The 10,050-nt window shown below is 73.5% G+C and carries 6 protein-coding genes; 1 reads left to right on the forward strand and 5 read right to left on the reverse strand.

The window, feature by feature from the left end; all coding sequences use genetic code 11:
- Positions 1–46: 46 nt before the first annotated feature.
- The 3 genes from ACFWPS_RS47495 to ACFWPS_RS47505 form a co-directional block, all read right to left on the reverse strand.
- Positions 47–4,441 carry an FtsK/SpoIIIE domain-containing protein gene (locus tag ACFWPS_RS47495; RefSeq protein ID WP_383718873.1) on the reverse strand — a complete coding sequence of 1,465 codons (4,395 nt, stop codon included), beginning with the start codon at positions 4,439–4,441 and terminating at the stop codon, positions 47–49.
- An 88-nt stretch (positions 4,442–4,529) separates the two neighbouring features.
- Complete coding sequence (locus tag ACFWPS_RS47500) at positions 4,530–4,823, reverse strand: WXG100 family type VII secretion target (protein ID WP_383718804.1); 294 nt, start codon at positions 4,821–4,823, stop codon at positions 4,530–4,532.
- Between the two features lie 76 nt (positions 4,824–4,899).
- Positions 4,900–6,825, reverse strand: a complete 1,926-nt coding sequence (locus tag ACFWPS_RS47505) for a putative T7SS-secreted protein (RefSeq protein ID WP_383718806.1) — start codon at positions 6,823–6,825, stop codon at positions 4,900–4,902.
- A gap of 153 nt (positions 6,826–6,978) precedes the next feature.
- On the opposite strand from ACFWPS_RS47505, the gene ACFWPS_RS47510 reads away from it, so the two are divergent.
- On the forward strand, positions 6,979–8,409 hold the full coding sequence (locus tag ACFWPS_RS47510; protein WP_383718808.1) for a hypothetical protein: 1,431 nt from the start codon (positions 6,979–6,981) through the stop codon (positions 8,407–8,409).
- On the opposite strand, the gene ACFWPS_RS47515 is transcribed toward ACFWPS_RS47510, so the two are convergent.
- Positions 8,393–8,932, reverse strand: a complete 540-nt coding sequence (locus ACFWPS_RS47515) for a sigma-70 family RNA polymerase sigma factor (protein WP_383718811.1) — start codon at positions 8,930–8,932, stop codon at positions 8,393–8,395. The two genes, ACFWPS_RS47510 and ACFWPS_RS47515, sit on opposite strands and share 17 nt — an antisense overlap.
- A gap of 119 nt (positions 8,933–9,051) precedes the next feature.
- Positions 9,052–9,945 (reverse strand): tetratricopeptide repeat protein, encoded by an 894-nt coding sequence (locus ACFWPS_RS47520; RefSeq protein ID WP_383718813.1) that lies wholly within the window; start codon positions 9,943–9,945, stop codon positions 9,052–9,054.
- Positions 9,946–10,050 lie beyond the last annotated feature (105 nt).

Genomic DNA, 10,050 nt, shown 5'->3' on the forward strand with positions numbered 1-10,050 from the left:
GGGGAGACGCGTCCCCAGGGGGGAAGCGGGGGCGCGCCTCCCGGCTTCAGAGGTCCGCCGCGATCGCTTCGAGGAACGGCACCTGGACCGTCCGCAGCGTTCCGTCGCCCAGGTGCAGCAGACCCCGGCCCGGCTGCGGCGCCTGCCCGACGACGCCCCGGGTCAGCTTCACGCCGATCACCTCGCCGTCGCTCAGCCCCTGCGGGGAGAGCAGCATGCCGGTGCGGTTGCGCTTCACCTGGCCCATCCAGCCGGCCAGACTCAGGGCCAGCGACTCGGCGTTGCCGGCCGCGAGGACGCCCCAGCCGGTGCCGGCACCGCCGCGGGCGAGCAGCGCGAGGTCGGGGTCGATCTCGGCGCCCATGAACAGTTCGGCGTCGTCCACGACGATCACGCCCTGCTCCTCCGGCACGTTGCCGAGCGCCTGACGGAACTCCTGTGCCGTCACCTCGGCGTCGGTGATGAGGGCGGCCACGCCGGGCCGTCCCCGCAGCTGCCGCAGCGGCGAGCGCCGCGGTGCGAGCACGATGAGGCCGGCGCCGGCGGCCAGCAGGGACTCGGCCGCGGTGAGCAGGGCGGTGCTGCGGCCGGTGCGTGGCGGCCCGGCGATCACGAACGTCGGCACGTCCGCCAGGTCCGGGGAGAGCGAGGTGAGCGTGTCACCGCCGACGGCCACCAGGGGCCGCATGGGACCGCCCCGGGTGTGCAGCGCGAGGGCCTCGGCGTACGTGATCTGGTCGGGGAGCACGTCGAGGCGGATCGGGCGGCGCGCGGCCGGGACCGGGGACTCGCGTCCGGTCAGCTCCCGGCCCAGGGTGACCAGGATCCCGGCCTGGGCGGTGCCGGACAGGTCCTCGCCGAGCACCGCGATCTGCGCCTCGCTGAGGTCCTGGGTGCGGATGCCGCGCCCCGGTGCGGGGTCGGTCGGCGCGGACTTGCCGGGGATGCCGACGCTGGAGTAGTCCTGCCGGTCGTTGAGCCTGAGGACGATCTTGTCCTCGGTGGTGCCGGAGAACCTGCTGCTGCCCAGCACCCGGTCACCGGCGAGCACCACGTGGATACCGACGCCCGCGCCGTCGCGCAGCAGCCGGATCATGCGCTCCATGTAGCTGCCGTTGTCGTACTGGGTGAACTCGCGCTCGAAGACCTCGAACCGGTCGACCATCAGCACGATGTGGGCGAGCCGTTCCTCGGCGGGCTGCGCCCGGCGCAGTTCGGTCAGGTCGGCCGTGCCCCGTGCGCCCAGGATGCTCTGGCGGGCGGTGAGTTCGGCGCCGAGGCGGTCCAGGAGGCGGCCGAGGCGCTCGGTCTGGTTGCGGTCGACGACGGCACCGCAGTGCGGCAGCGCCGTCAGGGCGTTGAGCGCGCCGTTGCCGCAGTCGATGCCGTACAGGTGGACGTCGTCGGCGCCGTGGGCCTGGGCGAGGGCGGCGGCCAGGGTGCGCAGGGTCTGGGAGCGTCCGCTGCGGGGCGAGCCGACGATGTGCAGGTGGCCGGCCCGGTCGAGGTCGAGGACCAGGGGGACGCGGCTCTGCTGGGCGGGCAGGTCGACCACGCCGTACTCCACGGCGGGCAGGGCCGCTTCCCGCTCGGCGGTGGGCTTGGGCGCGGGCGGCGGTGTCCACGGGAGCAGCTCGGGCAGCGGCGGCAGCCAGGGGCTGGGCTGGCGCGGTACCTCGGCGAGCCGGGCCGCCTGGGCGACGGCTCCGGCGAGCACGGCCAGGTCGGTGACGGCCTCGGTCTGTGCCGCGCCCGAGCCGCCCCGGGAGCGGGCGGCAGGCAGCGGGCCGCCGAGGTTCTGCCAGGTCACCGGTTCCGCGCGGACGGACGCCTCGGTCCCCACGGCGGCCTGCCCGCCGGGGCGCCGGCCGCCGACGCGGCCGGACTGGAACGGCAGCAGGGCCGAAGGACCGAGCCGGGCGTAGGCGCGGCCCGGGTTGGCGGGCGAGATGTCCCCGGAGTCGGGGGCGTCGATGATGTCGCGGCTCTCGCTGGTGTCGGTGGTGCGCAGCGCGATCCGCAGGTTGGTGTTGGCGCGGATGTCCGGGGTGACCGCGCCGCCGGGGCGCTGGGTGGCCAGCACCAGGTGGATGCCGAGCGAGCGGCCGCGCTGCGCGATGTTCACCAGACCGGAGATGAACTCGGGCAGTTCCCGGGCCATGGACGCGAACTCGTCGATGACCAGCAGCAGTCGGGGCAGCGGGGGCAGCACGTTGCCGCCGCGGGCGCGCTTGTCGAGGTAGTCCTCGATGTCCTTGGCGGCAGCCTGCGCCAACTGGGTCTCGCGGCGGCGCAGTTCGGCGCCGAGGGAGACCAGTGCCCGCTCCACGAGTCGGGTGTCGAGGTCGGTGACCAGGCCGACGGTGTGCGGCAGGTCGGCGCACTCGGCGAAGGCGCTGCCGCCCTTGTAGTCGACGAGGACGAACGTCATCTCGTCGGGCCGGTTGACCACGGCGAGGGTGGCGACCAGGGTCTGCAGCAGCTCGGACTTGCCCGAGCCGGTGGTGCCCGCGATCAGGGCGTGGGGGCCGTCGCGGACCAGGTCGACGGCGAACTCACCGTCGTATCCGATGCCGAGCAGGGCCCGGGTGCTGCGGCCGCCCAGCGACCAGCCGGCCACCACGGCCTCCGCGGTGGGCGGTTCGATGTGCAGCAGGTCCAGCAGGCGTACGGAGCCGGGCAGGGCGCTCTCGTCGCTGTCGCCGACACCGCGCAGCGGGGCCAGGGCACGGGCGAAGTGCTCGTACCAGTCGGGTTCCGGCGAGTCGCTGCGGACGTTCTCCAGCGCGGCGCCGGAGCCGGTGCGCACCCGGGACGTGGTGGCGCCCGGTTCGGTGACGACGACGGCGCCGCACTCCTCGGGCAGCAGCCGTTCCTCGCGGTCGATGCAGATCGTGTGGACGCCCACGGACGGGCCGTCGCGCAGCAGCGCGATCACGCCGGGCAGCGAGCGGGCCCGGCGGGCCTGTTCGAGGACGACGAGGACGTCCGGGTAGCCGTTGGCTCCGCCGCGGGTGACGTCGGGGCCCGCGGCGGTGCGGGAGGCGACGAGCTGGCCGAGTTCGCCGATGCGCCGGGCCAGGGAGTCGGCGGTGGAGCCGATCAGGGCGTAGGCGTCCTCGCCTTGGGCCTGGGTGTGGGGCAGCCAGCGGGTCCAGGACCAGTCGCGTTCGCCGTCCGGTCCGGCCAGGACGACGATGCGCAGGTCGGTGGGGCTGTGCAGGGCGGCGGCCTGGGCGGTCAGCCAGCCGGCCAGCCGGGTCGCGCCCGGTCCCGCCACGCCCGCGACGCCGGCCCGGCGCAGCGCCACGGCGACCGGCACCTGGTTGAGCCACGGCACGGTGGAGCGCCGGTGCTCGTCCTGCTCGGGGTCGTCGACGCTCACCGACGAGGGCAGGTCGGTGGTGCCGACCCGTACGGTGAGGAAGTCGGGGTCCTGCCAACGGCGTTCCCACAGCCGTTCCGAGGGCTGCACCGCCATCTGGAGCAGTGTCGCCGGATCGGGCAGCGACAGCCGCAGGTTGTGCTGTTCCTCCAGTACGGCGGCGTCGATGTCCGCGCGCACCCGGGCCAGCGTCCGGTCGTACTCCTCCTTCTTCTCCAGGTACTTGAGCATCGCCTGCTTGCGGCCGCCGAACTGGGTGACCAGGGCGGCGATCGGGGAGAGCAGGGCGATGAAGACGAAGGACCAGCGGTGGGTGACGAAGATGGCGATCGCCGCGCTGCCCGCGGGCAGCAGCAGGATCGGCAGCAGCGGGATGGGCCGCTTGTCGGGCTTGACCGGCGGCGTGGGCAGCCGGAACCTGGCGCCCGCGGCGGGCGGCAGGAACCTCGGCGGCCGGTTGAACTCCAGGCCGAGACCGTCCTGGGCCGGGGTCAGCGGGGCGCGGGCCGTCGGGCGTGAGGTCAGCTCCAGCAGGGTGTCCCCGACGGCGAGCTGGCTGCCCGCCCGCCACGGGCCGGGGTCCTGTGCGGGCTTGCCGTCGAGCAACGCCCCGTCCGTCATGAGGAGTTCGGCGCCTCCGTCGAGGCGGACCCGGATCCGGGCCGCGAGCGGCGGGGCGCCCTCGGCGAGGCGGATCCGGCTCAGGGGGCCGCTGCCGATGTCGTAGTCGCCCGGGACCAGCCGGAAGACGGTTCCGGCGCCCGGGCCCGACACCACGCGGACCTCGGTACGGCCCTCGGGCTCGGGTTCCCGGGGAAGGGGGGCGCCGAGCCCGAGGTCCATGCCGTCCCGGACACCGGCGCCCTGGAGGGTGGTGCCCGGGTCGACGGGGGTCGAGCCGATGTAGAGGGACGGCTCCCCCGCGGCCGCATCGGCATACCCGACGGCCCGGGCCAGCTCGGCCGCGAACCTGCCCGTCTGCGCGGACGGTTCGGTTTCCACGGCGACGGTGGCGGACACCCCCTCGACCTGCGGGTCACGCACGCTGACGGTCAATCGCACTGCTCATCGTCCTTCTTGTGTGGAGGCTCGGGTGGAGGTGGGTGCGGCACCGCCCGCCGTGCCGGCGGACCGGGCCGGTGGGTCAGGAGAGGTTGGAGCCGAGCTGGCTGTCGGTCTGGTCGAAGGCCTCGCCGACGGACTTCACGTACTGGCCGATCCCCTGGAGGCCCTGGTTGACCTGGTCGAAGCCCTTCGCGAACTCGTCGAAGAACGGCGAGAACTTCTGCTGGGCGGCCGGCGTGCTGTAGCCGTCGGCGAGCAGGTTGGAGATCTTGCCCTTGACCTCGTTGAGCTTGTCCTGGAGCTGGGAGAAGTCGTTGAGCAGGGCCTGCGAGGTGGAGGCGGTGGTGTCCGAGTTGACGGCGTAGTTGGGCATGGGAGAACTCCTTGCTGGTTGTTGGTGCGATCCGTCCCTTCGGGGACGGAGGACTGGGTGCGGACCGCGGGGACGGCTAGCGGCCGCCGCCGGCGTCCGGGCCTTCGGTGGGGCTCGTCGGCGCGGTGACGAACCCGTCGCTCGACGGGGACGACGGCTCGCTGCCGGTGTTCGACTGCGAGTCGGAGGTGCTGATCGGGGGGACGGCGGGCCGTCCCGGGGTGCTGCTTCCGTCCGAGGGGGTGGGAGCGGGCGGCGGCACGGCGGGGGCGTGCGGGGTGGTCGGGGAGGGCGGCAGCGGTACGTTCGCCGGGTCCACCGGGGCCGGAGTGGCGGGGCGCGGCGCGGTGGGCGAGGGCGGGATGGGCACGTTCGCCGGATCCACCGGGGTCGGGGTGGAGGGACGTGGGGTGGTGGGCGAGGGCGGGATGGGCACGTTCGCCGGATCCACCGGAGCCGGAGTCGCCGGGTGCGCCCCTGCCGGTGTGTTCACCGGGGCCGGGGGCGTCGGCTGCGCGACCGGGGCCGGGGCGGCCGGCGGGGCGGCGGGGGGTGTGTTCGGCGAGCCGGTCGAGGGCCTGGGGCCGGTCTTGACGGGGATCTTGTCCGTGAGGCCGTCGATCGCACGCCCGAGGCCCGCCTTGCCGACCGGCCCGGCGCCGAGTTTCGGTGCGGAGTTGGCGATCTCGCCGGCCGCGACCTCGTTGGGGTCGCCGCCCTGGGCGACGCCCACGCCGATCTTCGTCCCGAGGGTGGCGCCCTCCTCGACGAAGCCCCCGACCTGGTCGGCGGCCCGCTTGCCCACGGTGTCCCCGGCCGCGGGTTCCGTGGTGTCGCCGAACCGGCCGCCCTTGCCCTCCTCGACCGGAGGGTTCCCGCGCCTCTTTCCGATACTGCCGATGCCTCCCTTGAACGCGGCTCCGGCCACCGCCCCGGCCGCAGCCCCCGCGAACACGCCCGCGGCCGTGATCTTGTCGCCGTTGGCCGCCTTGGCACCCGCCTCCAGCGCCGAGTTGGCCAGGAAACCGCCGGTGACCTCCGTGGCGACCTTCCCGACGGGGTTGGCGAGGACACCGCTCACGACTTTGCTGTTGGTGAGGGACTCCCCGATCTTGGTGATCGACGCGCTGCTCTTGGCGATGAAGCCGGAGTTCTTCACGGCGGCCACGGCAGCGGGAGCGATCGCCTCGACGGCCCTGCCGCCGAACTTCAGCAGGGAGCCGCCGGGGACGATCCCGAGCAGGCCGACGACGAAGTCACCGGCCTTGATACCGCCGGTCTGACTGGCGATGACCTGGTTGAAGACGAACAACGCCCCGCCTAGCAGCGCGCCGACCACGGGGAAGAACACCGCCACGACGGCGACGAGGGCGGCCAGCAGGATCTGGACGAACGGGAAGTCCTTGAAGAAGTCGGCGATCTTCTGGAAGATGTTCCGCTCCGGAATCGCCTCCTGTGCCGCCCGGTCCAGCACATCGGCACACTGGCGCTGCGCGCTCTCCCGCATCGACCTGGCCTGATCCGCCAGGCTCTTGGCCGCGTTCAGCTGGGACCGGCCGGCGTCGATGGCGTCCTGGGTGCCGCGCGCCGCGGACTTCTCCGCGTCCGTCGGGTTCGGGCCGAGTTCCTTGGGCGTCTGGTTCGCCTGGGGCGCGGCGGTCCGCGCCTGGTCCACCGCCCGGTCGAAGGTGTCCTGGGCCTCGCGCAGCCGCGGCATGTAGTCGCTGTAGGCCTGGGCCGCGTCGTGGTAGGAGGTCATGGTCTTGGTCAGCTTGTCCGGGAGATCGTCGCCGATCTTCTCCTTCAGCTGGTCCATCGCCGAACCGCGGCCCTGCGAGATCGTGCCGTCCTTCTTCAGGACGTTCAGCGCCTTCTCCGCGGCGTCCCCGATGTCCCGGTACCGCTTCATCACGCCCTGGATCAGGTCGGGGTCGCCGGGCGTCGGGTCCGAGTCCATGCCAACGAGCTGGAAGTCCTCGGGACTCGCGTGCCGACGTGCCATTGGGGTCCCCCGGTCCGGTGCCAGTTGGTGGTGTTCGCCAGGTACACGGGGTCGGCGTCGCGAAGGGTTCAAACCGAGTTCGCATCGAACGTTTTCACCGGGCGGCTCCGTGTAGTCGGTGCAACGGAACCAGGGAGGGCATGGGTGGACACGATGAGCAGCAGCACGGACCGAGGTTCGGGGCGCAGGCCGACGACCGCCGCGGTACGGACACTTCTGCGTGCCCTGGTGGCGCTGCTGGCGGCGTGCCTCGTGGCGCTGGGCGGGACCGGCTCCGCGCACGCGGCGGGGTCCGACGACGGCCTGGTCAAGGTGTTCGTGGTGCCCGACCCGGCGCAGACCGGCGGGCAACTCGCCACTCTGCAGTCGATCGCCGCCGCCACACTGGGCGACGCCTCGCGGTCCGGCGAGATCTTCGACCTCAACCGCGGCCAGGCGCAGAAGGACGGCGGGGCCCTGAACAGCCCGGACGACCAGCTGCACCCGGGCTGGATCCTGCGGCTGCCGCAGGACGCCTCGGGATCCGACGTCCAACTGGCCCGGGACACCGGGAGCCAGGGCGCGACCTCCGCTCCCCCGGCCTCCGGACAGCAGACGTCCCCGCCGGGCGCTCAGCAGTCCACGACGTTCACCTTTCCGCTGGCCGCGGCCGTCGCGGTGCTCGGCACCATCGTGCTCGCCCTGGTCACCGCCGGCATCGTCGGCAGGCGCAAGGTGCGGATCGCGTACGACGCCGTACGGCGCGCCGTCCGCCGGCTCGGCGAGCCGATGCGGCGCAGGCGCCGGCTGATGCAGCGCCAGGCGACGGGCCGCCGGTTCGCCACCGACGCGGATGCGGTACGACGCGCCTACGGCACTCTGGGCGAGTTCGCACCCACCCGGCAGCGGTCGGAGCGGCCGGTGCACGCGCTGCGCGTCGACAGCACGGGCGTGACGGTGTGGCTCACGGCGACCGACACGGCCGACGCCCCGTGGACGAACACCGACGGCACCCGCTGGCGCCGCCCCGCGGCCGCCACCGGCTGGCTGACCCGTGGCGAGGACACCGCTGCGACGGCACAGACCGCGGTCGGCTCCGCCTGCCTGGTGCGCGCGGGCACGGACGCCGACGGCGAGCCGGTGTTCGTGGACCTCAGCCGGCTGGACGGCGTCCTCAGCGTGAGCGGTGATCAGAACATCGCCCGGGACGTCGTGCAGAACGTGCTCGCGGAGATCGCGCGGACCCGCCCGGAGACTCCGGTGACCGTGCTGCGCGGGGCGGACGGTGCCCTGCCCCTGACCGTGCCGCCGGGCCTTCGGCAGCTTCCCCGGGTCGACGCCCCTGCCCCGGCGCCGCCCGCGGAGGAGCAGGGGACGGTGCGTGCCGGAGCGGTGCGCAGGCCGGTGCGGGGCCTGGTCGTGGTGGCCGGGACGCCGGGCGAGTCGGCGGCCGCCGAGCTGGCCGCCCTGTGCGGGCCGGGCGGCGCGGGCTGGACCGGTCTGGTGTGCGGCGAGGCCGCCGGCGCGCACTGGCGCTGGCGGACCGACGCCGACGGGCATGTCGACATCCCGGTGCTGGATGTGCGGCTCACCGTTCCGGCCTGAGATCGTGACCGGCCTTGGCCCGCAGGGTGTTGAGGGCGTAGTGCCGCCGGGACTTGACGGTTCCGGCGGGTATGCCGAGGAAGCGGGCCGTCTCCTGCGCGGTGCGGCCGCACAGGTAGGTGTGCAGGAGGACCTCCCGGTGCTCGGGGGACAGCTGCCGCAGCAGGTCGGTCGCCTCGATCGCGGTCAGCACGGCGCCGGAGTGGTCGGGCAGGGGCACGTCCCGGTCGTCCGCGCCGATGGTCTCGTGCCGGGCGGTGGCGCTGCGCATCCGGTCGACGACCAGGTTGCGGGTGACCTTGAGAAGCCAGCCCCGTACCGATCCCTCGGTGCTGTAGAGGCGTTCCGCGTGCGGCCAGGCGCGGATGAGGGTCTCCTGGACGATGTCCTCGGCCGTGTGACGGTCGTTCAGCAGCTTCTCGGCGTAGGCGATCAGTGCCTTGGCGTGGTCGGACATCATGGTGTGCAGCAGCTGGTCGCGACGCGCGGCCGAGGCAGCGGCCGCGTGCGTGGTCGTGGTCATCTTCGAGTTCCTGACGGGGAATGCGGTACGCACCTCCCGCTCCGGACGGAGCGGAGCGGGGAGCGTAGGCAGGGCCCGCTTCCGGAACTCTGACCGAACTCTGAAGGACTTCTGACGGATTACTGACGTGGGGCCGGACCGGGTGCGGCGAGGCCCTTCAGCCGCTCGCGGAGGTCCGTGGCCTCCGGGTGGTCGAACTCCTCCAGGATGCCGAGCGCTTCGCGCCAGGCGAGCGCGGCCCGCGCGTCGTCGCGGGCCGCGTGGTGGGTGTCGCCGATGTGCACCAGCGTGTCGGCCTCCAGATAGCGGTCGCGGATCTCCCGGTACAGCTCCAGGGCGTGCCGGTAGCACTCCAGCGCGCGGTCGTGGTGTTCCAGGTGGTGGTGGGCGTAGCCGAGGCTGTCCCAGGCGGCGGCCTCGCCGTTGCGGTCGCCCGTCTCCCGGTGGACCTGGAGCGCCCGGCCGCACTCCTCCAGGGCGTCCTCGTACCTGCCCATCAGGATGTACGTCCATCCGACCTCGTTGGCGATGCTCGCCTGGACGCCCCGTTGTCCGGTCTCGCTGTAGAGGGCGCTCGCCCGGGCGTAGTGGTCCAGGGCCGCCGCGTGGCGTGCACGCCGGTTGGCGAGGAAGGCGGCGTAGCGGTGGGTCCTGCCCTGCCCGGCCCGGTCGCCGATCTCGCCGAACAGCTCCAGGGCGCGCGACAGATGCGCGTCGGCCTCGTCCCACCGCTCGAAACGGCCGCTGACGAAGCCGAGCGCCCGGTGCCCGTACGCCTGGCCGCGTATGTCGCCCAGGCGTTGGGCGGCCCCGACGGCCGTGGTCTGTGCGCCGAGTTGTTCCTCCCAGCGCCCGATGCGGTCCAGGTACAGCTCCAGGGTGGTGGCCAGCTGCCAGCTGTGTTCGCCGCTGCCGTGCCGGGCGTCCTGCTCGATCACCGAGAGGAGGACGGACCGGTTGGTCTCCAGCCACTGGTCCGCGGCTGCCTGGTCGGGCAGCCCCGGGTCCGTCAACCCCCGCGCCTGGGGCCCTAGCCCGCTGCGTTACCCGCGGGGTGCCAGTGTATTATAAAAAAAAGAAGCAGACCACCACAAATCAACAGTATAAAAAAGTTGTAG

The organism is Streptomyces sp. NPDC058457, assembly GCF_042720695.1.
Classification (GTDB): Bacteria; Actinomycetota; Actinomycetes; order Streptomycetales; family Streptomycetaceae; genus Streptomyces.

Excerpts from the sequence above, each read along its gene's own strand:
- ACFWPS_RS47505 (WP_383718806.1), bottom strand. The coding sequence starts at position 6,825 with ATGGCACGTCGGCACGCGAGTCCCGAGGACTTCCAGCTCGTTGGCATG.
- ACFWPS_RS47500 (WP_383718804.1), bottom strand. The coding sequence starts at position 4,823 with ATGCCCAACTACGCCGTCAACTCGGACACCACCGCCTCCACCTCGCAG.
- ACFWPS_RS47510 (WP_383718808.1), top strand. The coding sequence starts at position 6,979 with ATGAGCAGCAGCACGGACCGAGGTTCGGGGCGCAGGCCGACGACCGCC.
- ACFWPS_RS47515 (WP_383718811.1), bottom strand. The coding sequence starts at position 8,932 with ATGACCACGACCACGCACGCGGCCGCTGCCTCGGCCGCGCGTCGCGAC.